Source organism: Nocardioides sp. TRM66260-LWL (genome assembly GCF_020075545.1).
GTDB lineage: Bacteria > Actinomycetota > Actinomycetes > Propionibacteriales > Nocardioidaceae > Nocardioides.
In genome coordinates this window covers 112736-133252 of record NZ_JAIQZK010000001.1, presented here as the reverse complement: position 1 = coordinate 133252, position 20517 = coordinate 112736, and the positions used below count along the sequence as shown (strand labels likewise).

Genomic DNA, 20517 nt, shown 5'->3' with positions numbered 1-20517 from the left:
CCGCCGAGGACCGGCCGGCGACCGTCGGACGACCTCAGCGCAGGGTGCGCCCGAGCGCCTCGCGCACGCCGGCGTGACGCGCGAGCTCGTCCTGCAGGGGGCCGGTGACGAGCTCGCGGTCGACCTCCGCCACCGCGGCCCGCAGCCGCTCGTCGGCGGCGCCGGCACGCTCGTCGGCGGCGCCGGAGGCCCGGCCGCCGCAGACGAGTCCGAGGACCAGCCCGACGACGAGCAGCCCGATGGCCAGCGCGAACGGCAGCGAGAGGGGGCCGACGCCTGGCAGGCCGTCGGACGCCGCGCCCGTCAGGCCCCACGCCAGGGAGCCGAGCGCGCCGAGGAGGAGCAGCCACTGCACGGCGCGGACGCCCTGCGCCCATCCGGGCAGGCGCGCGGCCTCGAGGTCGACGCCGCCGACGGCGCGCTCGAGCCGCGGTGCGAGACCCGGGAGCGCCTCGGCGCCGAGCTGCTGCAGCCGTGCCGCCCAGCCGCTGCCGAGCCCGCGGGCGGCGTCGTCGACCAGACCGCGCACCTCGGCGTCGACCCGGCCCCCAGCGACGCCCGCGGCCGCGGGCACGCTGGCCGCGGAGCCCGAGAGCCGACCGCCGGCCTCACCGAGGTCGAGCTCGGTCTGGAGGCGCTTGAGCGGGTCCTGGCGCAGCCGGCCAGTCCAGGCCACCAGCGGCCAGCCGACCGCCCGGCGCACGCGGGCCTCGTGGGAGCGGCGCACGGCGTCGACCAGCACCGGGACGCCGGCGGCCTCGGCGAGCGCGGCGTCGGCCGCGCCGACCCGGGCGGCGTCGAGGCCGCGTCCGGTCGGTGCGCCGGTCGCGCCGTCGAGCCGCTCGGCGACGTCGCGGAGATCGGCCTCCAGCCGGTCGCGGGTGAGCTGCTTGTCGGCGACGCGGGCCTCGATGCGGGCGCGGAGCTCGTCGAGCCCCGTGCCCTGCCGGGCCGAGATGGCGATCACCGGCACCCCGGTGAGTCCGTCGGCGTCGACGAGCCGACGGACGTCGTCGAGCATCGACTGGCGGCGGTCCTCCGGCACGGTGTCGATGTGGTTAAGCACGACGACCATCACCTCCGCGTGCTCGCGCATCGGCGCGAGGTAGCGGTCGTGGATCGCGGCGTCGGCGTACTTCTGCGGGTCGAGCACCCAGATGAGCAGGTCGGCCAAGCCGACGAGCCGGTCGACCTCGAGGTGGTGCGAGACCTCGGTGGAGTCGTGGTCGGGCAGGTCGAGCAGCACGACGCCGTCGAGCGCGTGGGTCTCGCGGCGGGTGTCGAGCATGGAGTCGCGGGTGGTCTGGTGACGCGGCGGGATGCCGAGCCACTCCAGGACCTCCTCGGCCCCCTCGGCACCCCAGATGCACGCGGTGGCCCATGAGGTGGTCGGACGGCGCACGCCGACGGCCGAGAGCTCCAGCCCGGTCAGCGCGTTGAAGGTCGACGACTTCCCCGAGCCCGTGGCTCCCGCGATCGCGACGACGGTGTGGTCGGAGGAGAGCCGGAGCCGGGACGCGGCCCGCCCGACGACCGTGGCGGCGTCGTCGAGCAGCGCGTCGGGAGCACGGCCCCGGGAGGCCTCCACGGCGGCGATCAGTCCGTCGATGCGCGCACCGAGCTCGGTGCCGCGGGTGACCAGCGTGCGGGTCGCCTCCTGCAGGGACGTCATCGCTCTCTCTCACGCTCCGGGGAAGGGACGCGCCGACGCGCGCTCGGGGTCACCTTAGTGTCCGGGCGCGCGACCGACGCGAGCGGTGCGCCCGTCAGCGCGCGGAGGCGAAGCGGGCGTCGTCGACGCGGCGGGCCGCCTCGCGCAGCTGGTCGGCGGCGTCGGCGGGCAGGGTGACGCCGAGGAGCACCTCGCCGAACCGCACGGTCTCGGACTCGATCAGCTCGCGCACCAGCGAGCGCAGCGAGCCGACGCCCGTCGCGATCATCCGGTCGACCGCGGCCGGCCCGAGCACGGCGTCGAGCAGCTGCCGGCCCAGCGCGAGGGAGTCGGCGGCGGCCACCGAGGTGGTCGGCGTCCCCGCGGCCGACGCACGCGGGACGTCGTGTCCGACGATCTGGATCATCAGCGCGACGGCCAGGCCGGTCTGGCCGAAGGCGAGGTAGCGGGCGGTGCGGCGCTCGGCGTCGTCGGCGGCCACCAGCTCGGCCATCTCGCCCTGCCAGCGTCGGACGGCGGCCTCGGCGCGGCGGCGCAGGTCGCGCGAGGCCCGGCCGAGGTCGGACCCGGCGGCCAGGAGCCCCGGCCCGCCCGGACGCTCGGCCCAGGCGGCGGCGACGGTGCCGGCGGCGCGCTCGGCCTGCTCGAGCACCAGCAGCTCGATCGCGGACTCGACGGCCAGGACGACCCGCTCGGCCTGCTGCGGCTTGCCCCGCACCGCGCCGACGACGCGCTCGCGCAGCCAGCCCACGCGGTTGTCGAGCGAGCGCAGCAGCTCGCCGGTGCCGACGACGTCCTGCCACAGCGCCAGCACCTCGCCGCGCAGGAGCGAGCCGTCGGTGGCGCTGCGCAGGCCGGCCTCGTGGGCGGCGTCGAAGGCCGACGCGACGTCGTCGCGCAGGTCGGCGATGGCGCGCTGCTGCTCGCCGACGCCCTCGACCAGCGGGTAGGCGTGATGGGTCATCGCCCGGATCGCGCCCTCGAGCGTCTGCTTGACCACGACGCTGCGGCCGCCCGGGTCGGCGGCGAGGGCGTCGATCCAGCCCCGCACGTCGGCGACGTGCTCCGCCGGGAGCAGGCCCTGCTCGTCGATCGGGCCCTCGTGCACGACGAAGATCGGGGAGTCCTTGAGCCCGCGGGAGGCGAGCATGCGCGCGAGGTGCGTGGCCACGGTCTCGACCGCCTCGACCGGCGTGCGGTCGAGCACGACGGCGACCGCCGTGGCGCGATCGGCCGCGCCCCGCAGGTGCTGCCAGGGCACCTGGTCGGCGTAGCGGGCCGCGGAGGTGACGAAGAGCCAGAGGTCGGCGGCCGCGAGCAGCTGCCCCGCGAGCTCGCGGTTGCGCTGCTCGACGGAGTCGACGTCGGGGGCGTCGACCAGCGCCAGGCCCTGCGGCATCAGGGTCGAGGGCACCAGCTGCAGCGCCTCGGGGTCGTCGGTCGGGTGGTCGACGCGGCGCAGGCCGGGCAGGAGGCGGTCCTGGCCGAACCACGAGGCGTCGTCGGGGTGGTGCACGAGCACCGCGGATCGCGTCGTAGGGCGCAGCAGGCCGGGGATCGTGACCCGCTCCCCCACCAGCGAGTTCACCAGGGTCGACTTGCCGGCCCCGGTGGAGCCGCCGACGACCGCCACCAGCGGGGCCTCGACGGTCATCACGCGCGGGATCACGTAGTCCTCGAGCTGCTCGACCATCGAGGAGCGCGAGGAGCGCAGCTGCTCGACGCCGGGCAGGTCGAGCGGGAGCACGGCGGCCTGGAGGGCGCCGCGCAACCGGACGAGCGCGGTGAGCATCTGGGCGTCGCGCTGCTCGGAGGAGGTCGACGACGGCCCGTCGTGGCTGGCTGTCATCGGGTCGGGACCACCTGTCCGGGAAGGGCGATGCGGGGTCGGACGGAGCCGATCCGGGCGACGTAGGCCTGGCCGCGGGCGGCGAAGTCCGGCGGCGGGGTGCCGCGCAGGAAGCGATGATGCAGGAAACCGAGCTCGATCGCAGCCTGTTGGTAGGCGCGCATGGCCTGCTCGGCCGCGCGGCCGCCGCCCGCGCGGGCGTGCCGACGCGCCACTCGCCGGGCGCGCAGGTCGACCAGCCAGGGGATGTCGCTGGCCGGCAGCAGGCCGCGGGACGCGGCGTCGGCGAGGGCGGCGGCCAGCATGCGCCGCTCGGAGCGGCGCATCCAGAGCGCGAGGGCGACGAGCGCGGCCAGCGCCGGCAGGGCCAGGACGACGTAGACGACGAGGAAGCCGCTGCCGCCGCCGACGAGGGTCGAGCCGTTCCACAGCCCGTGCGCCAGCACCGCGAGCGCGTAGCCGCCGAGCGGCGCGAGCACCCGCACGGCGCCGGAGCGGCTGGCGATCGCCAGTCCGACGCCGATGCCGGTGAAGGTGGTGAAGAGCGGGTGCGCGAAGGGGCTGAGCAGGCAGCGCAGGACGAACGTCGTGGTGAGCGCGGTGGTGCCGCCCGGTCCCGTGCCGTCCGTGCCGTCGTAGGCCGCGGCGAGGTAGAGGATGTTCTCGACGAAGGCGAAGCCGATGCCGACCATGCCCGCGTAGACGATGCCGTCGAGCACGCCGTCGAGCTCGTCGCGCCGCCACCACAGCAGCAGGACGAGGAAGAGGCCCTTGCTGAGCTCCTCGGTGACCGGGGCGACCACGGCCAGGGAGGCGTCGTCGCCGACCCCGACGAACAGCCCCCCGATGCCCTGGATCACCAGGGCGGCCGCCGTGGCCACGAAGCCGCCCCACAGCAGGCCGGCGGCGAGCAGCGCGCGCGGCTCGGGCTCGTAGCGATCCAGCCACAGGTAGCAGGCGACGAGCGGGACGACGGGGAGCGCCGCCAGCGCGGTGGCCAGGAAGAGCGTGCCGGGGGCGCCCGAGAGCGCCAGCACCGCCAGCATGCCGAGGGCGCCGAGTCCCACGGCGACCGACACCGTCACGGTGAAGGCCAGGCTGGAGACGCGGCCGGCGGACATGCGCCGACCCTAGCGGCAGCGCCCGGGGCGCCCCTCGCTCGCGCCGCCGCACGGACGGCGACCCGACGTCGACCGGACGTAGGGTGGCGAGCATGACCGCCGAGAGCCCCGACGCCGTCCCGGCCACCGCCGACGACGCCGCCGTCACCGCCGCCTCCACCGACGCCGCCACCGCGGCCGAGGAGCCGCGCACCGAGTCCCACGACCCCGCCGTCCCGGCCGCCTACGCGGCCTTCATGCGCACCGGCTGGGGCGATCGCGAGCTCGACCTGCCCCGGCGCGAGGTCGCCGGGCCGGCCGCCCGTCGTCGCGCCGCCCTCGCCGCGGCGTTCCCCGGCGAGCGGCTGGTGCTGCCCGCGGGCACGTTCAAGGTGCGCTCCAACGACACCGACTACCGCTTCCGACCCGACACCGCGCACACCCACCTCAGTGGCAACCAGACCTCCGACGCCGTGCTGGTCGTCCACGACGACGAGCACGTCCTCTACGCGCGTCCGCGGGCCTCGCGCGAGACCGACGAGTTCTTCCGCGACCGGCAGTACGGCGAGCTGTGGGCCGGACGCCGGCCCAGCGCGCAGGAGATCTCCGACGCCCTCGGGCTGGAGGTCCGCCACCTCGACCGGCTCGCCGACGACCTGCGCTCGGGCCCGAAGACGCGGGTGCACCGGGGCGTCGACGCCGGCGTCGACGCGCTGCTGGCGCCCGACGCCGGGCAGGACGACGAGCTGGCGCGCGTCGCCTCGGAGCTGCGGCTGGTGAAGGACGAGTGGGAGGTCGGCCAGCTCCAGGAGGCCTGCGACATCACCACCCTCGGCTTCGAGGACGTCGTCCGGGAGTGGCCGCGCGTGCTGGAGTTCGGGGAGCGCTGGATCGAGGGCACCTTCTTCCGGCGCGCCCGGGCCATGGGCAACGACCTGGGCTACGACTCGATCGCCGCCGGCGGCGCCCACGCCACCACGCTGCACTGGATCGACAACACCGGGCCGATCGTCCCCGGGCAGCTGGCGCTGCTCGACATGGGCGTGGAGAACCGCGAGCTCTACACCGCCGACGTCACCCGCACCCTCCCCGTCTCGGGCACGTTCACGCCGCTGCAGCGACGGCTCTACGAGCTCGTGCTCGCCGCCCAGGAGGCCGGCATCGCGGCGGTGCGTCCCGGCGCCCGCTTCCTGGCCGCGCACGAGGCCGCGATGGAGGTGCTGGCCCACGGCCTGGAGGACCTCGGCCTGCTGCCGGTCTCGGCACAGGAGGCCCTCGACCCCGAGTCGAAGGTCTACGCCCGCTGGACCCTCCACGGCACCAGCCACATGCTCGGCATGGACGTCCACGACTGCGGCCGGGCCGCCCTCGACGTCTACCCGCGCGGCGACCTCGCCGCGGGCATGGTGCTCACCGTGGAGCCCGGTCTGTACTTCCAGGCCGACGACCTGCTGGTGCCCGAGGAACTGCGCGGCATCGGCATCCGGATCGAGGACGACATCCTGGTCACCGAGGACGGCAGCCGGAACCTCTCGGCCGCGCTCCCGCGCACGGCCGACGACGTCGAGGCCTGGATGGGCGACCTGATCGGCTGACCCGCGCGGCCCGTCCCCGGCGTGACGCCGCCGCGCCTGCGGCGGCGATCAGAGCGCGGCGCCGCCGCGGCGGACGACCGCGAGCTCGCGCAGCAGGGCGACGACGTCGTCGACCTCGAGCGCGGGCGCCGGCGGGACGGCGGACTCGGCCGCCGGCTCCAGGACGTCGATCTCCTGCATGACTCTCCTCCCCGGCCGCGCTCCCCAGTGCGGCCACCCCTACTCAGGGGTAACCAGACCCTAGGCGACGCGCGCGACTGGCGGATGGTGCGACGCGATGCGTGTGACCGAGGTCTCGGGACTGGGCTGGACCACCGGCGGCCGCGCCCCGGCCCGGCCACCGCGCTAGGGTTCGCTCGTCCCGGCCACCGGGACGACCCGCCTCCGTAGCTCAGCTGGATAGAGCAGCGGCCTTCTAATCCGCCGGTCGCAGGTTCGAATCCTGCCGGGGGCGCCGGACGCCGGTCACCGTTCCCGGGCCGTGCTCACGCTGGACGACCTGCGGGGTCGGGGCTGCGGTGGCCTAGCCTGCGATCGTGCCATCACCGACGGGTCCCCGCCTGGTGCTGGTGCCCGGATCGGGCCGCAGCGGCACCTCGGCCCTGACCATGGCCCTGCAGGCGCTGGGGGCCGCGGTGCCGCCCCCGGCCCGGCCCCCGACGGAGGCCAATCCGCGCGGCTTCGGCGAGACCGTGTGGATCGTGCGGCACCACGACGTGCTGCTGCGCCGCGCCGGCGTCGTGCACGGCGATGCGCGACCGGACGCCGGGATCCGAGCCGCGCGGGCGGCCGTCGGAGGGGGCCACGAGCGCCGGGTCGCCCGCCGCCTCGCGCGGATCGAGGTGGACTCGGACGTGGTGGTCGTCAAGGACCCCCAGCTGACGTGGTTCGTCGACCACTGGCTCCGCAGCGCGGCGCGGGCCGGAGCGACGCCCTCGTTCGCGCTGATGGTGCGTGATCCGGCGCCGAGCGCCGCGTCGATGGGCCGCCACTTCCGCGCCGCCGAGCCGGCGCACCTGATCGGCGGCTGGGTCAACCAGATGCTGCACGCGGAGCGGGCGACCCGCCCGGGCCCGGGCCGTCCCCGCCGGGTGCTGGTGCGGTACCCGGATCTCCTCGCGGATCCGCGGGCGACGCTCGCCCGGATCGACGATCGGCTCGGGCTCGGGCTGCTCGACCGCGCGGGGCCGACCGCCGGCCCGCTCCTCCGAGATCTGATCGACCCCGCCCTCGACCGGGAGCGCACCCGCCTGGCCGACCTCGACCTGCCCGACGGGCTGCGCACGATCACCGAGGAGGTGCACGCGGCGCTCGAGACCCTCGCCCGCCCCGGCACCCCGGAGGATCCGCAGGTCCACGGGGCCCTCGACGCGCTCGCCGTGCGCTACGCCGACCTGTACGACCGGGCCGCCGGGCTCACGGCGTCGTCCCGCCTCGCCGCCGAGCAGCAGGCGCTGCGCCTGCTCGCGCAGCGCGGCTCCGCGCGGCTGCGCGTGCGTGCCGAGACGCTGCGCCCGCGGCATGCCGGACCCGCCGCGCGGCGGCGGCTCGGGGAGCTCGCAGCCCGGCGACGGCCGGGCGCGCGCTGAGCGATTCGCCCGGCGGGGTGGCCACGGTTTCACCGGCCCGCGGCCCGGGCATCGGTGGGGTCCCGCCACTCCGACCGCTCCCGACCCGAGGGCCTTCCCGATGACCACCGTCCCCCTGCACGACCCCCGACTGACCGCCGCGCCGCGTCCCGCCGACGTGCTGCTGCGGGCTCGCGTCCTGGTCGCCCGCGCGCTCACCGGCGCGCCCGCGCCCGGCCCGTGGGAGATCGGCGCCCGCCGACCCCGCTGATCCACCGTCGCGCCCGCGACGCACGACGGCGCCGCCCCTCACCGGAGGGACGGCGCCGTCGCCGCGTCGGGGCTCGGTGTCAGCGCAGCACGCGGTCGCTGGAGTCGCCGGTGATGATCACGTAGAACGCCTTGCGGTTCGCGTCGGTGGTGACGCTGCCGTCGCTGAGCCGCGGGGAGACCACGAAGCTGCGGTTGTTCTGCGCACCGGACGGGGCGCAGTTGGTCGGGATCGCGTAGGGCGGGGTCGGCGTCGTGTAGTTGCACAGGCTGGTGGTGATCTCGCCGGAGAACTCCGGGTTGGCGTCCGCGCCCGCGGCCCGACCGTTCATGACGCCGTCGGCGTTCTGGTCGATCGTGTTCTGCAGCGCCAGCGAGACCTGGATGCCGTTGTTCGAGAGGTCCTCGCCGGTGTCGATGTAGACGTTGCCGTTCGCGCGCAGCGAGTTGTCCGGGGCACCGCCGGTGGCGGTGTTGGGCAGCACGGGGTAGGCCGCCACGACGGAGAAGCCGCCCGACTGCGCGACGATCGCGCCGTCCCGACCGATGAGGACCCAGCGGCCCGCGCCGGCCGCGCCCGTGGGGCCGGTGGCACCGGCAGGACCCGTGGCGCCCTGCGGACCGGCGGGGCCCGTCGCGCCCGCGGGACCCGTCGCGCCGTCGGCGCCGGCCGCGCCCGTGGCACCCTGCGGACCGGCGGGGCCCGTCGCGCCGTCAGCGCCGGTGGCGCCCGTGGCGCCCCGGGGACCGCGCGGGAGCTCGCCGTAGGCGAAGTCGCGCGCGAGCAGCGAGCGGTCCTTGATGTCGCTGGTGGTGAGCGAGTTGTTGCGGACGTCCTCCGAGCCGATCAGGCCGGCCGCGTAGGACGTGCCGGTGCTCGCGACCACGAGGGCGGCGAAGGAGAGGACGAGCGGCGCGCTGGGGCGCGGGACACGACGGAAGGGGTTGCGGGACATGCGGGAGCCTCCGGGATCGATGGGTGATGAAGGGGGTGCTCCTGCTTCGTCGCCGATCGGCCCGCGGATGGTCTAGATCACATCCTGGACGCCCGCGCCTCAGCGTCCGGTCAGCAGCTGCGTGATCTGGGCGATCAGGCCGGTGACGACGAGGATCGCCGAGCGGTCCTCGGCCGACGCTCCCGGAGCCGCCGCGATCGGGGTCTGGGCGAGTCCGCGCCGCGTCGCTCCCCCGTACCGCAGACCGCAGGCCTCCGGCGTCGCGCCGCGGGCCGAGGAGTTCGGGCACGGTGCGTTGCGACTGCCGCGGACGCCCTGCGGCGCGTCGGCGGGCAGGCGGCAGTACTGCTGTGCCGGGGGCCGGCGGCTGCTGAGATCGGACGGCGAGCGCCGGGCGGCGGGTGCGGTGTAGCCGGCGATGCACGACCCGGGGTCGTTGAACTCGACGCGCAGGTCGAGCCGGGCGTCGCCCACGCTCGCCCGCGGGAAGAGCGCCTCCTGGGTCTTGGCCGTCAGCGCCGGGTACACGACGGCCAGCTGCTGGAGGTTGCGCTGGTAGTCGGTGAGCGGCTCGCCGACGGTGCCGAGGTTGGCCAGCAGGGTCGGCAGGGTCGGCCGCAGCCCGTCCAGCAGCGTGCGCACCGACGCCAGCGAGCCCGGCGACGTGCCGAGCAGCCGACCGAGGTCGTCGTCGCTCGCGGCGAGCTGGCGGGTGAAGGCGGCCAGCGCGGAGGACGCCGCGGTGGTCTGCGGCGCGAGCGCCTCCTGGGTGCGCAGCGTCGGGTCGGCGGCCGCGATGAGGGAGCGGGTGTCGTCCAGGCGGCTCTGCGCGGTCTGCAGGAGCGCGTCGGAGGCGTCGACGAGGCCGCCGAGGTCGTCGCCCGCGCCCCCGAGGCCGGTGTCGACCTGGTCGAGCACGCGGGTCGTCGCGGCCCTCGGCACGGACGCCAGGAGCCGGTCGAGCCGGTCGAGCACCGGGGTGATCTGCGGCATCGGCCGCGTCTGGCGGCGGGGCACGACCGCGCCGTCGGCGAGGTACGGCCCGCGGTCGTCGGGGGGCACGAGGTCGACGTACTGCTCGCCGATCGCGCTGGTGGAGTGCAGCTGCACCGACACGTCGGCGGGCACCCGGGCGTCGTCGCTCAGCCGCATGTGCACGCGGACGCCGTCGGGTCGCAGGTCGAGGGAGGTGACCCGGCCGACCGTGACGCCGCGGTAGGTGACGTTCGCCTGGGGGTAGAGGCCGCTGGCGTCGCCGAAGTCGGCGGCGACGTCGTAGTGGCCGAGGCCGGCCCGCTCGGGCACTCGTCCGTAGACGAGCGCGACGAAGGCCAGCGACACCGCGGCCAGGACGGCGAAGACGACCAGCTGGCCGCGCACGAAGCGGGTGAGGATCATCGGCAGCCTCCGAGCAGGGGGCCGAGCAGGCCGCAGCCGCCCGGTGTGGGCGAGGGGCTCCGCGACGGGGCGGACCCGCCCGTCGACGGCCCGCGCGACGGGCTGGACGGGCTCGCTCCGCCGGCGAGTCCGCCGAGCAGGCCGCCGGTGACGCCCTGGACGGCTCCGCCGAGGAGCCCGCCGATCAGCGGCGGCGTGGGCGGGTCGAGCAGCTGGCCGAGTCCGGCCTGGTCGAGGTCGCCGGCGCCGCCGTCGCGGATCGGCGAGCCGGCGCCGGCCTGGAGGAAGTTCTCGACCAGCGCCCGGTTCGAGACGTCGATCGTGGCGAAGAGGTTGGCGTAGTCGCCCTTGAGCGCCTGGTCGGAGGTCATGATCGGGAACGGGACGCTCACCGCCAGCTTGAGCGCCTCGGGGATCTGGTCGGCGACCGTGCTGATCCGCTCGAGCACCGGCCGCAGGTCGGCGAGGTTGCCGAGCAGCGCCTGCTGGTTGACGTCGATCAGGCGCGAGGCGTCGACGCTGGCCGCTCCGGTGCGGGTGACCGCGTCGACCAGCAGGTCGCGCTGGCGGTTCAGGGTGGCCAGGCCGGGACCGAGCCGGTCGAGCGCGCGGACGAGCCGCGGCTCGCCGCGCACCAGGGTGCGCGAGAGCCGGTCGAGGGAGTCCAGCGTGCTGATCAGCTGCGTGCGGTTGCGGTCGAGGGTGGCCAGCAGCGCGTCGAGGCTGCGCACCACCGAGCGGACGTCGGTGGTGCGGCCGTCGAGGGCGCGGCCGAGCTCGCCGGTGATCGTGCTGATCTGCGCCAGGCCGCCGTTGTTCAGCAGCAGCGACGCCGCGCCCAGCACCTGCTCGGTGGCCGGGTACGCGCCGGTCTGCGCCACCGGGACGTCGGCGCCCGCCGTCAGCCGTCCTCGCGGCCGCGACGGATCGGCCACCTCGACGAACTGGGCGCCCAGCAGCGTCTTCTGCCCGATCGCGAAGGTGGCGTTGGCGGGCAGCGCGACGTCCTTCAGGAGCCGGAGCGTGACGCGGGCCTGCCAGTCGCGGACCTCGATGTCGGCGACGGTGCCGATCGTGACGTCGTCGCGCATGACCGCGGAGTTCGGGACCAGGTTCTCGACCCGGTCGAAGGTGACGGTGACGGTGTAGCCGTCGCCGCCGACGGCCGTCTGCCCCGGCAGCACGTTGTCGCCGGGGTGCAGCCGGCAGCCGCTCAGCGCCACGGCGAGCAGCACGAGCGCGACCACGAACCCGGGGCCGACGCGGCGGGCGCTCATCGGGCCCGCCCCTTCCCGGAGCCGAGCTGGGTCGCCGCGGCCGAGCCGGGCACCGCCGAGACGCCGAGAGCGTCGAGCAGCGGGCCCAGGGCCTGCCGGCACTGCCCCTCGCTGCCGCCCACCCCGAGGACGAGCCCGCACAGGAGGGAGGCGGTGGAGTCGATGTTGCCGAGGGCGAGGCGTCCGGTGAGCGCGTGGTTGTCGACGGCCAGGAAGAGGTCGGCGACGGCGTGCGGCCCCAGGTGCAGGATCTGGCCGAGCACGTCGGCCTTGTCGGCCAGGGTCGCCGAGAGGTCGGCCGCGTCGCGGACGCCGCGGGTGAGCCGCACGTCGTGGCGGCGCGCGAGCGCGCCGACCGAGCGCAGCGCCCGCTCGAGCTCGCGGACGACCGTGGTGAGGCGGGTGCGGTTCTGCGCGAGCACGTCGCTGGCCGAGCGCAGGTTGGTGGTGAAGCCGCGCACCGAGACGTCGTAGCGCAGCAGCGTGCGGGTGAAGACGTCGAGGTTGCGGATGGTGGCGAACAGGTCGCCGCGTCCCTCCGAGATGGTGGCGGCCGCCGAGCGGAGCGTGCTCAGCGACGTGCGCAGGCGTGCGGCGCCGCCGCGTCCGAGGTTGGCGTCGACCGCGCCGATGGCCTGCGCGAGCGCGCCGCTGCGTCCGACCGGCCCGTCGGGGCCCAGGGCGGTGGCGAGATCGGTGAGCTCCCGCTTGACCTCGTCGAAGGAGACGGGCACGGCGGTGCGGTCGGTGTCGAGGACGGCCCCGTCCGCCATCCGCGGGCCGCCGTCGTAGGCGGGCGCGAGCTGGACGAAGCGGCCACTGACCAGGCTCGGCGCCACGATGGCCGCCTTGGCGTCTGCCGGGATCGGCCGGTCGGACTCGACCGCGAGCTCGACCCGCACCCGGCCTCCCTCCGGCTCGACCGCCGTGACGTCGCCGACGTGCACGCCCAGCACGCGCACCTGGTCGCCGACGTACAGGCCGGTCGTGCCGCTGAAGTAGGCCGTGATCGTGGTGCGGTCGTCGTGCCGCCACAGGGCGAGGCCGCCGAGGGCCAGCGCGAGGACGACGCCGAGGAGCACCAGGCGTCGCGGGCCGAGCGCCCGCAGGGCGTCCCGTGCCGGGAGCCGACGGCGGCGGGGCGCGTCCGGCTCGACGACGCGCACGGTGACGGGGCCGGTGACGGGGCCGCTCACGAGGCGCCTCCTTCGAGCATCGCCGAGAGGATCGGCGCCAGGGTCGCGGGCGAGGTGAGGTTCTGGATGTAGGCGTCGAAGAACGGGCCGGTGGAGACCGCCTCGCCGAACGCCGTGGCGTAGTCGCGGACGCCGTCGAGCGCGGCGTCGAGCTGCGCGCGGTTGCGGCGCAGCACGTCGACCACGGCGTCGAGCTGGTCGAGCGCCGGGCCGATCGCGTCGGTGTTCTCCTCGCTCAGCGCGCGCACGGAGCGGGAGACGCGGGTGGCGTCGACCAGCAGCGCGTCGACGACCTCGCGGCGCGCCGTCAGCTGGCCGAGGAGGTCCTGCCCGGAGCGCAGCAGGCTGGTGACCTGGGCGTCGCGGTCGGCGAGCACCGCGGTGACGCGGCCCGCGCGGGCGAGCAGGCGTCGCAGCGTCGCGTCGTTGCGGGAGATCACCTGGGAGAGCCGCGCCACGCCCTCCAGGGCGGGCCGGACCTCGGCCGGGGTGTCGGCGAACGCCGAGGACACCTGCTGCAGCGAGGACGCCAGCTGGTCGACGTCGATCTGCGCGGTCTCGGTGGTGAGCTGGCTCAGCGCCGCGGTGACGTCGTAGGGCGAGGTGGTGCGCTCGCGCGGGATCGGCCCGCGGAGCTCGCCCTCCCCCGCCGGGACCAGCTGGAGCGCGGCCTGGCCGAGCAGCGTGATGGTGACGATCTTGGCGCGGGTCTGCGCGCCGAGCCGCAGGTCGTCCTGGGCGATCCGCAGGGTGGCCTCGACCGTGGTGCCGCGCAGGTCGAGCGCGCGCACGGTGCCGACCTTCGCCCCCGAGACCACCACGTCGTCGCCCGGCTGCAGGCCGCCGGCCTCGGCGAGCTCGACGCGCACCTCGCGGCCGCGATCGGCCAGCGGCAGGGAGTCGAAGCGGATGGCGCCGACCACGACCGCCACGATCAGCAGCGTGCCGACCAGGCCGAGCACGGGGGTCGGGACGCGGAGGCGGTCGCGGCGCGGACGCCGGGCGCGGCTCATCGGCGGCACCTCTCGAGGTCGCTGTAGATCCACGGGGTGAGCAGCGGCTGCCCGCCGAGGTCGGCCAGCCGCAGCCGCACGCCGCAGAGGAAGAAGTTGAAGAAGTTGCCGTACGAGGCCGTCTGGGAGACCCGCAGGAAGTGTCGCGGCAGCTCCTTGAGCACGCGGTCGAGCTCGTCGGCCTGGCCGTTGAGCCGCCTCGAGCCGGTGGCCAGGCTCTCGAGCACCGGGGTGAGGTCGGGGCGGACGCCGTCGACCAGGCCGGTGCCCCGCCGGGCGAGGGTGTCGATGCGTGCCGCGGCGTCGAGCAGGCGGTCGTCGTCGCGGGCCAACCCGGTGGAGAGCTCGTCGAGCTGGTCGATGAGCTCGCCCAGCGCGTCACGGCGGCCGTCGAGGGTGCCGACGACCCGGTCGAGGTTGCCGACCACCGAGCCGATCAGCTGCTCGCGGTCGGCCAGGGCCGGGGTGAGCGAGGCGATCGTCGAGACCAGGCGGGTCACGGCGCTGCGCTGGCCCTGGAGCACCTCCACCAGCTGGCCGGACAGGTCGTTGATCTGGGTCGGGTTCAGGCCCGCGAACAGCGGCTTGAAGCCGTTGAGCAGGGTGTCGAGGTCGACCGCGGCGCGGGTGCGGCTGGCCGGGATGGTGGCGCCCGCGGCGAGGACGGGCGCATCGGCGCGGGGACGCTTGAGCTCGACGTAGCGGTCGCCGATCAGGTTGCGGTAGCGCACGGCGGCGGTCGTGGAGTCGTTGAGGGTGACGTCGGCGTCGAGGTCGAAGGCGACCTCGACGGTGGCGTCGGGCCGCACCCGCACCGAGCGCACCGTCCCGACGGCGACGCTGGCGACCCGCACCTGGTCGCCGACCTCGAGGCCGGAGACGTCGCGGAAGACCGCGCGGTACTCGCGGCGCTCGCCGGGCCGCACGTCGCCGAGCACCACGACGAGGTAGGCGGTGACCAGCCCGGCCAGCACCAGGAAGACCGTCAGCCGGATCAGGTCGGCGCGGCGCCGACGCAGCACCGGGGAGCTCATCGTCCACCTCCGGGGGCGAAGTTCAGGACGCCCGCGAGCGCGCCGAAGAAGGTGGTCGCGACGTCCTCGGTCGGCGTCTGCGGCGTGCGGGCGTACGGGTCGGTGCCGATGACGAAGTGCGGGTTCGGCGGGTTCTGCTCGTCGGCGCCGAGCACCGGCAGGCCGTAGCAGCTGGGTCCGCGGGTGTCGCCGATCTGCAGGGCGTCGCGCGGCGCGGTGTAGGAGCCGATCGCGGGCTGGAGCCGGGTGAAGGTCGTGATGCCCGGGTTGAGGCCGCCGACCACCGTCTCGAGCTTGCCGTTGTTGTAGGCGACGCCCTCGATGACGCAGGGCAGCTCGGGGGCGTAGCGGGCCAGGATGCGCGTGGTCGAGCGGAGCTCGGTGAGCGAGCGCCGCAGGCCGGGGCCGGTCGCGCGGACGAAGGCGTCGGTGCTGCCGGAGAACGACCGCAGCCCGGTGAGCAGGTCGCGCAGCGCGGTCTCCTGCCGCTGCAGGGTGCGCACCGTCGTCCCGGCGTCCTGGCCGGCGGCGAGCAGGTCGGGCAGCGCCCGGTCGTAGACCCGGGCGACGCGATCGGCGCGGCGCAGGTCGTCGACGAGCGTCGGCAGGCTCGGCTGCAGGGCCCGGGCGTACCGGTCGAGGCGGGTGACGAGGCGTCCGATCCGCTCGCCGCGGCCGTCGAGGGCCGTCGCCAGGGCCGAGAGCGCGGCGTTCACCTGGGCGGGCCGCGCGGCGTCGAGCACGCCGGTGAGCCGTTGGAAGGTCTGGTCGATCTCGACGGTGACGCGGTCGGCGCGGACGGTGTCGCCCGCGGCGAGCGGGGTGTCGACGGTGCGCCGGGCCGGGGCGGAGAGCTGCACGTACTTCGCGCCGAAGGCCGTCGGCGGGACGATCTGCGCGGTGACGTCGGCCGGGATGTCGGCCAGCTGGTCGCGCTCGACCGCCAGCGTCAGCCGCACGCCGTCGCCGTCGGGCTCGATGCGCTCGACCGTGCCGACCTCGACCCCGCGCACCTTGACCGCGGTGCCGGTGGCCAGCGTCAGGCCGGCGCGCGGGGAAACGACGGTGACCTCGACGGTGTCGCGCAGGTCGCCGCGGTAGAGCACGACGGTGCCGGCGAGCAGGCCCGCGAGAAGCAGCACGAAGGCGAGGCCGTAGCCGACGTCGCGGGCCGAGCGCGACAGCAGGACGGGACGACGGGGGCGGGTCACGGCGCTCATCCCGAGATGTGCACCGACGGGCCGCCCCAGACGGCGAGCCCGAAGGCGAGGTCGAGGACCATGATCGCGATCAGCGACGTGCGCACCGCGCTGCCGACCGCCCGCCCGACGCCGGCCGGGCCGCCGCTGGCGTGGAAGCCCTGGTAGCAGCAGACCGAGATCACCAGCAGCGCCATCAGCACCGTCTTGAGCAGGGCGAGCAGGAGGTCGCCGGGGATCAGGAACGTCGAGAAGTAGTGCTCGTAGATGCCCGGCGCCTGGCCGTAGCCGACCGTGACCACCAGCTTGGTGGCCAGGAAGCACATGATCACGGCGGTCGCGAACAGCGGGACGACGGCGATCAGGCCGGCCAGGATCCGGGTCGAGACGAGGTACACGACCGGCGGGACGGCCATGACCTCCAGCGCGTCGATCTCCTCCGAGACGCGCATCGCGCCGATCTGGGCGGTGAAGCCCGCGCCGACGGTGGCCGTCAGGGCGATGCCGGCGACGATCGGGGCGACCTCGCGGGTGTTGAAGTACGCCGAGAAGAAGCCCGAGAGCGACGAGACCCCGATGTTGCCGAAGGTGGTGTAGGCCTGCAGGCCCACCTCGATGCCGGACGCGGCGGTGAGGAAGCCGATGACGAGCACGGTGCCGCCGATCAGCGCGAGCGCGCCCGAGCCGAGGGACACCTCGGCCAGCAGCCGGACGACCTCCTTGGGGTAGCGGCGCGCGGCCCGCGGGAACTGGGCGTAGGCGCCGGCGTGGAAGCGCAGCTGCCCGCCGAGCCGGCCCAGCGCGCGGGTCGGCGCGCCGAGCGCGCCGCTCACCGCGCCCGCGAGGCCGTCGCCGGAGAGGAGGGCCATGTCAGGCTCCCTTGAGGTTCAGGAACACGGTGGAGATGACGCTGTTGGCCGCGAACAGCAGCATGAACGCGTAGACGACCGTCTGGTTGACGGCCTCCCCCACGCCCTTGGGCCCACCCTTGGCGTTGAGGCCGAGGTAGCAGGCGGTGAGCCCGGCGAGCAGGCCGAAGACCGCGGCCTTGAGCTCGGAGGCGACGAAGTCGCTGAGCCCGACGAGCAGCGTCAGGTCGCTGAGGTAGAGCCCGGGGGTGGCGCCCTGGAGCAGTACCGAGAACACGTACCCGCCGACCAGGCCGACGATCGAGACGACGCCGTTGAGGGCGACGCCGACGACCGTCGAGGCCACCACCCGCGGCACCACCAGCCGCTCGATGGGGTCGATGCCCAACGTCGTCATGGCGTCGATCTCCTCGCGGATCTTCCGCGAGCCGAGGTCGGCGCAGATGGCCGTGGCGCCGGCGCCGGCGACGACCAGCACCGAGACGATCGGCCCGATCTCGCGCACGACCGCGACGGCCGCGCCCGCGCCGGCGAGGTCGATCGCGCCGATCTGGATGAGCAGCTGGTTGACCTGGAAGATGATGATCACGCAGAGCGGGATCGAGACCAGCATGGCCGGGAGCAGCGACACCGTGGTGATGAACCAGGCCTGCTCGACGAACTCCGCGAACCGGAACCGCCGGGTGAGCGCGCGCACGAAGGTGACGCCGCAGAAGCGGTAGAAGTCGCCGAGCACGCCCAGGAGCCGGGTCAGGCCGGGCATCGCCAGCGGGTTGCCGCGGCGGACCGCCTCCCGGGCGATCTCGGTGGCCTGCGGCGTCATGCCGGCGGGCGCCTGCACGGTGGCCATCGCGTCCTCCCTCGACGTGGTGGCCCCTCCCCCCCGGGGGCTGGGTGGCTGGGGACGACCGCGGGGCGGTCGGGGCCCGGACCGGCCTGGGGGGAGGCCGGTCCGGGTGCTCGGGCGCGGCGGACGCTAGAAGAGGCGACGCATCAGCCGCAGCGCGGCGTCGGTGTAGGGCGGGTAGACGAAGCGGGGGTCGGGCCAGGTGGTCTTCACCAGCACCGGCTTGCGGTGGCTGAGCGTCTGGAAGCCCCACTCGCCGTGGTAGGCGCCCATGCCGCTCTCGCCGACGCCGCCGAACGGCAGCTGCGGGGCGAGCACGTGCATGGCGACGTGGTTGAACACGATGCCGCCCGCGGCGACCCGACCGACCTGCTCGCGGACGGCGGCGTCGCCGGTGAAGCAGTAGAGCGCCAGGGGCGCGGGACGCTGCTCGATCAGGTCGATCGCGTCGTCGATCGCGGTGTAGCGCAGCACCGGGAGGATCGGCCCGAACAGCTCGTCGGCCATCACGGCGTCGTCGGGCGCGGGGTCGAGGACCACGGTGGGCGCGATGGTCAGCGCCTCGGCGTCGCTGGTGCCGCCGAGGACGATCTCGCCGCGGGTGCGCTCGAGGCAGCCGACGAGCCGCGCGTGCTGACGCTCGTTGACGACGCGCAGGCCGGCGCCGCGGTCGGCGGTGAACTCCGCGAGGGTGGCGGTGAGCAGGCCGACGAACCGGTCGGCGACCGCGCGGTCGACGAGGACGTAGTCGGGCGCGATGCAGGTCTGGCCGGAGTTCATCAGCTTCAGCCAGGCGATGCGGCGGGCGGCGACCTCGAGGTCGGCGTCGCGGTGCACGATGACCGGGCTCTTGCCGCCCAGCTCGAGCGTCACCGGCGTGAGGGTGGCCGCCGCGCCCGCCAGGATGTGCCGGCCGACCTCGGTGCCGCCGGTGAACAGCGCGTGGTCGAAGCCGAGGGCGAGCAGCTGCTGCGTGGTCTCGCCGTCGCCCTCGACCACCGCGATCGCGGAGGAGTCGAGGTAGGCCGGGATCAGCTCGGCCATGAGCGCCGAGCAGGCCGGCGCCAGCTCGGAGGGCTTGAGGACGGCGCAGTTGCCGGCGGCGATCGCGGCCACCAGCGGGCTGAGCACGAGGTAGACCGGGTAGTTCCACGGCCCGATGACGAGCACCGTGCCGAGCGGGTCGTACTGGATCCAGGCCGACGCGGGTCGCTGGTTGAGCGGCAGCCCGGTGCGACGTCGGCGCATCCAGCGGCGCAGCCGCTTGCGGGCGAACTCGATCTCGGCGGTCGTCGAGGAGAGGTCGCCGAGCCAGGCCTCGGCCGGGGTGCGTCCGAGGTCGGCGTGCAGCGCCTGCGCGATGCGCTCCTCGTTCTCCTCGACCAGGCGGCCCAGGGCGGTCAGCTGCTGGTGCCGCCACTCGTAGGAGCGGGTGCGTCCGGTGCGGAAGGTCGCGCGCAGCCGCTCGTGGGTGGCGCGCAGGGCGTCCGGGCCGGCGGCCGGCGCGGCCGCGAGGACGTCTGCGGCGGAGTCGGCGGCGGAGTCGGCGGTGTCGGCGGCCGGGGGGACGTCGATGCTCACGGGGGACCTCGGATCTCGGGGAGGAGGTGACGTCGCCCGGGGTGCGGTGGACAGACGTCGGGCTGCGGACGACCCTGTGGGCCGCGTCACAGCGGGCTGACCGTAACTGCAGTTCTGAGATGTCCGCAAGGGGCTGCCCCCGGCGTCCGGATGGACCTACACTCCGACGGCCATGAGCCCGCCCGATCCCCTCCCGCGCGCCGTCGCCGAGACGCCCGAGCAGCAGCGCCGCTTCTTCGACGCCGCGCTCGACCTGCTCGGCGAGGAGGGCTACAGCGGCCTCAAGCTCACGCGGCTGTGTCGGCGCCTGGGGCTCACGACCGGCGCGTTCTACCACTCCTTCGCCGGCTGGCGGGCCTTCACCGACGCGCTCCTCGAGCACTGGTACGCCGAGCGCACGCTGGCGGCCGCCGAGCGGCTGCGCGACGAGCCCGATCCCGCCCGCCGCCTCGACCTGCTGCTCGCCGCCGCCCTCGACCTGCGGCACGGCGCCGAGTCGGCCATCCGGGTGTGGGCGGGGGTCGATCCGCGCGTCCGCGGCGTGCTCGACCGCGCCGACCGCGACCGGCTCGACCTCACCGCCGCCGCCTTCGCCGACCTCACCGGCGACCCCGCCCGCGCCCGCCGGCTCGCGCAGACCGCGCTCGCGCTGCTGGTCGGGCACGAGCAGCTCGGCGCGGTGCAGGATCCCGACACCCTCGCCTGGGCGCTGCGCGCGATCCGGCGGCTCGCGCACGAGGCCGAGACCGTCCGCTGAGCCGCCCGCCGACGACGTCCGGCCGGCGGGCCGATGCGACGCGCGGCCGCGACAGTTGGCATCCTGCTCCGGTGACCACCCCCGGCCTGGACGCGCGCGACCTCGACGTGCTCGCCTTCGAGCAGGAGTGGTGGCGGCACGCCGAGGGTCGCGACGAGGCCGTCCGCGCCCGGTTCGGCCTCGAGCCGGTGGCCTACCACCGGCTGCTCGGCGAGCTGATCGACCGCCCCGAGGCCGAGGCCGCCGAGCCGCTGCTGGTGCGGCGGCTGCGCCGGCAGCGCGACGCCCGGCGGCGCGAGCGCGCCGAGCGTCGCCGGGGCTGATCCACCCCTCGAC

The 20517-nt window shown here is 75.5% G+C and carries 19 protein-coding genes and 1 tRNA gene; 6 read left to right on the top strand and 14 right to left on the bottom strand.

Features of this window, described 5'->3' with window-relative positions; all coding sequences use genetic code 11:
* Positions 1-34: 34 nt before the first annotated feature.
* From K8Z61_RS00695 to K8Z61_RS00685, 3 genes are all read right to left on the bottom strand, one after another.
* Complete coding sequence (locus tag K8Z61_RS00695; protein ID WP_224126152.1) at positions 35-1672, bottom strand: GTPase; 1638 nt, start codon at positions 1670-1672, stop codon at positions 35-37.
* Positions 1673-1766: 94 nt separating this feature from the next.
* The gene (locus tag K8Z61_RS00690; protein ID WP_224126151.1) at positions 1767-3521 is read right to left on the bottom strand and encodes a GTPase domain-containing protein; all 1755 of its coding nucleotides are present in this window, start codon (positions 3519-3521) and stop codon (positions 1767-1769) included.
* Positions 3518-4642: a PrsW family intramembrane metalloprotease gene (locus K8Z61_RS00685; protein WP_224126150.1), complete on the bottom strand. Its 1125-nt coding sequence runs from the start codon at positions 4640-4642 to the stop codon at positions 3518-3520. Before K8Z61_RS00685 ends, K8Z61_RS00690 begins: the two co-directional genes overlap by 4 nt.
* Positions 4643-4734: 92 nt before the next feature.
* Between K8Z61_RS00685 and K8Z61_RS00680 the strand changes: the two genes are divergently transcribed.
* Positions 4735-6216 (top strand): aminopeptidase P family protein, encoded by a 1482-nt coding sequence (locus tag K8Z61_RS00680; protein ID WP_224126149.1) that lies wholly within the window; start codon positions 4735-4737, stop codon positions 6214-6216.
* A gap of 48 nt (positions 6217-6264) precedes the next feature.
* On the opposite strand, the gene K8Z61_RS18715 is transcribed toward K8Z61_RS00680, so the two are convergent.
* Positions 6265-6396 (bottom strand): hypothetical protein, encoded by a 132-nt coding sequence (locus K8Z61_RS18715; RefSeq protein WP_263430382.1) that lies wholly within the window; start codon positions 6394-6396, stop codon positions 6265-6267.
* 200 nt (positions 6397-6596) lie between these two features.
* Between K8Z61_RS18715 and K8Z61_RS00675 the strand changes: the two genes are divergently transcribed.
* The 3 genes from K8Z61_RS00675 to K8Z61_RS00665 all read left to right on the top strand — a co-directional run bounded on the left by K8Z61_RS00675 (position 6597) and on the right by K8Z61_RS00665 (position 8055).
* Positions 6597-6670, top strand: a tRNA-Arg gene (locus K8Z61_RS00675).
* A gap of 82 nt (positions 6671-6752) precedes the next feature.
* On the top strand, positions 6753-7805 hold the full coding sequence (locus tag K8Z61_RS00670; RefSeq protein ID WP_224126148.1) for a sulfotransferase: 1053 nt from the start codon (positions 6753-6755) through the stop codon (positions 7803-7805).
* A gap of 100 nt (positions 7806-7905) precedes the next feature.
* Positions 7906-8055 (top strand): hypothetical protein, encoded by a 150-nt coding sequence (locus K8Z61_RS00665; protein WP_224126147.1) that lies wholly within the window; start codon positions 7906-7908, stop codon positions 8053-8055.
* Between the two features lie 79 nt (positions 8056-8134).
* Here K8Z61_RS00665 and K8Z61_RS00660 read toward each other — a convergent pair whose 3' ends face one another.
* From K8Z61_RS00660 to K8Z61_RS00615, 10 genes are all read right to left on the bottom strand, one after another.
* A complete protein-coding gene (locus K8Z61_RS00660) occupies positions 8135-9010 on the bottom strand; it encodes a collagen-like protein (protein WP_224126146.1) in 876 nt (291 codons plus the stop codon).
* A 99-nt stretch (positions 9011-9109) separates the two neighbouring features.
* Positions 9110-10408 carry an MCE family protein gene (locus K8Z61_RS00655; protein WP_224126145.1) on the bottom strand — a complete coding sequence of 433 codons (1299 nt, stop codon included), beginning with the start codon at positions 10406-10408 and terminating at the stop codon, positions 9110-9112.
* Positions 10405-11685 (bottom strand): MCE family protein, encoded by a 1281-nt coding sequence (locus tag K8Z61_RS00650; RefSeq protein WP_224126144.1) that lies wholly within the window; start codon positions 11683-11685, stop codon positions 10405-10407. Before K8Z61_RS00650 ends, K8Z61_RS00655 begins: the two co-directional genes overlap by 4 nt.
* On the bottom strand, positions 11682-12881 hold the full coding sequence (locus K8Z61_RS00645; RefSeq protein WP_224126143.1) for an MCE family protein: 1200 nt from the start codon (positions 12879-12881) through the stop codon (positions 11682-11684). The genes K8Z61_RS00650 and K8Z61_RS00645 overlap by 4 nt, the downstream gene beginning before the upstream one ends.
* Complete coding sequence (locus K8Z61_RS00640) at positions 12878-13894, bottom strand: MCE family protein (protein WP_224126142.1); 1017 nt, start codon at positions 13892-13894, stop codon at positions 12878-12880. The genes K8Z61_RS00645 and K8Z61_RS00640 overlap by 4 nt, the downstream gene beginning before the upstream one ends.
* Positions 13891-14928, bottom strand: coding sequence for an MCE family protein (locus K8Z61_RS00635; RefSeq protein WP_224126141.1), 1038 nt, complete (start codon positions 14926-14928; stop codon positions 13891-13893). The genes K8Z61_RS00640 and K8Z61_RS00635 overlap by 4 nt, the downstream gene beginning before the upstream one ends.
* Positions 14925-16139 carry an MCE family protein gene (locus tag K8Z61_RS00630; RefSeq protein WP_224126140.1) on the bottom strand — a complete coding sequence of 405 codons (1215 nt, stop codon included), beginning with the start codon at positions 16137-16139 and terminating at the stop codon, positions 14925-14927. Before K8Z61_RS00630 ends, K8Z61_RS00635 begins: the two co-directional genes overlap by 4 nt.
* Positions 16140-16144: 5 nt before the next feature.
* Entirely contained in the window at positions 16145-16996 is an 852-nt protein-coding gene (locus K8Z61_RS00625) for an ABC transporter permease (protein ID WP_224126139.1), read from the bottom strand.
* Position 16997: 1 nt separating this feature from the next.
* Positions 16998-17846 (bottom strand): ABC transporter permease, encoded by an 849-nt coding sequence (locus K8Z61_RS00620; protein WP_224126138.1) that lies wholly within the window; start codon positions 17844-17846, stop codon positions 16998-17000.
* Positions 17847-17972: 126 nt separating this feature from the next.
* On the bottom strand, positions 17973-19424 hold the full coding sequence (locus tag K8Z61_RS00615) for an aldehyde dehydrogenase family protein (protein ID WP_224126137.1): 1452 nt from the start codon (positions 19422-19424) through the stop codon (positions 17973-17975).
* A 172-nt stretch (positions 19425-19596) separates the two neighbouring features.
* Here K8Z61_RS00615 and K8Z61_RS00610 point away from each other — a divergent pair, with 172 nt between their 5' ends.
* Both K8Z61_RS00610 and K8Z61_RS00605 read left to right on the top strand, forming a co-directional pair.
* Complete coding sequence (locus tag K8Z61_RS00610) at positions 19597-20181, top strand: TetR/AcrR family transcriptional regulator (RefSeq protein WP_224126136.1); 585 nt, start codon at positions 19597-19599, stop codon at positions 20179-20181.
* A 71-nt stretch (positions 20182-20252) separates the two neighbouring features.
* Entirely contained in the window at positions 20253-20504 is a 252-nt protein-coding gene (locus K8Z61_RS00605; RefSeq protein WP_224126135.1) for a DUF3263 domain-containing protein, read from the top strand.
* Positions 20505-20517: the final 13 nt, after the last annotated feature.

What these genes read in the sequence shown, in the direction of transcription:
- K8Z61_RS00610 (WP_224126136.1), top strand. Translation starts at nt 19,597, where the DNA reads ATGAGCCCGCCCGATCCCCTCCCGCGCGCCGTCGCCGAGACGCCCGAG.
- K8Z61_RS00655 (WP_224126145.1), bottom strand. Translation starts at nt 10,408, where the DNA reads ATGATCCTCACCCGCTTCGTGCGCGGCCAGCTGGTCGTCTTCGCCGTC.
- K8Z61_RS00690 (WP_224126151.1), bottom strand. Translation starts at nt 3,521, where the DNA reads ATGACAGCCAGCCACGACGGGCCGTCGTCGACCTCCTCCGAGCAGCGC.
- K8Z61_RS18715 (WP_263430382.1), bottom strand. Translation starts at nt 6,396, where the DNA reads ATGCAGGAGATCGACGTCCTGGAGCCGGCGGCCGAGTCCGCCGTCCCG.
- K8Z61_RS00625 (WP_224126139.1), bottom strand. Translation starts at nt 16,996, where the DNA reads ATGGCCCTCCTCTCCGGCGACGGCCTCGCGGGCGCGGTGAGCGGCGCG.
- K8Z61_RS00695 (WP_224126152.1), bottom strand. Translation starts at nt 1,672, where the DNA reads ATGACGTCCCTGCAGGAGGCGACCCGCACGCTGGTCACCCGCGGCACC.
- K8Z61_RS00620 (WP_224126138.1), bottom strand. Translation starts at nt 17,846, where the DNA reads ATGGCCACCGTGCAGGCGCCCGCCGGCATGACGCCGCAGGCCACCGAG.
- K8Z61_RS00660 (WP_224126146.1), bottom strand. Translation starts at nt 9,010, where the DNA reads ATGTCCCGCAACCCCTTCCGTCGTGTCCCGCGCCCCAGCGCGCCGCTC.
- K8Z61_RS00650 (WP_224126144.1), bottom strand. Translation starts at nt 11,685, where the DNA reads ATGAGCGCCCGCCGCGTCGGCCCCGGGTTCGTGGTCGCGCTCGTGCTG.
- K8Z61_RS00635 (WP_224126141.1), bottom strand. Translation starts at nt 14,928, where the DNA reads ATGAGCTCCCCGGTGCTGCGTCGGCGCCGCGCCGACCTGATCCGGCTG.
- K8Z61_RS00640 (WP_224126142.1), bottom strand. Translation starts at nt 13,894, where the DNA reads ATGAGCCGCGCCCGGCGTCCGCGCCGCGACCGCCTCCGCGTCCCGACC.
- K8Z61_RS00685 (WP_224126150.1), bottom strand. Translation starts at nt 4,642, where the DNA reads ATGTCCGCCGGCCGCGTCTCCAGCCTGGCCTTCACCGTGACGGTGTCG.
- K8Z61_RS00680 (WP_224126149.1), top strand. Translation starts at nt 4,735, where the DNA reads ATGACCGCCGAGAGCCCCGACGCCGTCCCGGCCACCGCCGACGACGCC.
- K8Z61_RS00665 (WP_224126147.1), top strand. Translation starts at nt 7,906, where the DNA reads ATGACCACCGTCCCCCTGCACGACCCCCGACTGACCGCCGCGCCGCGT.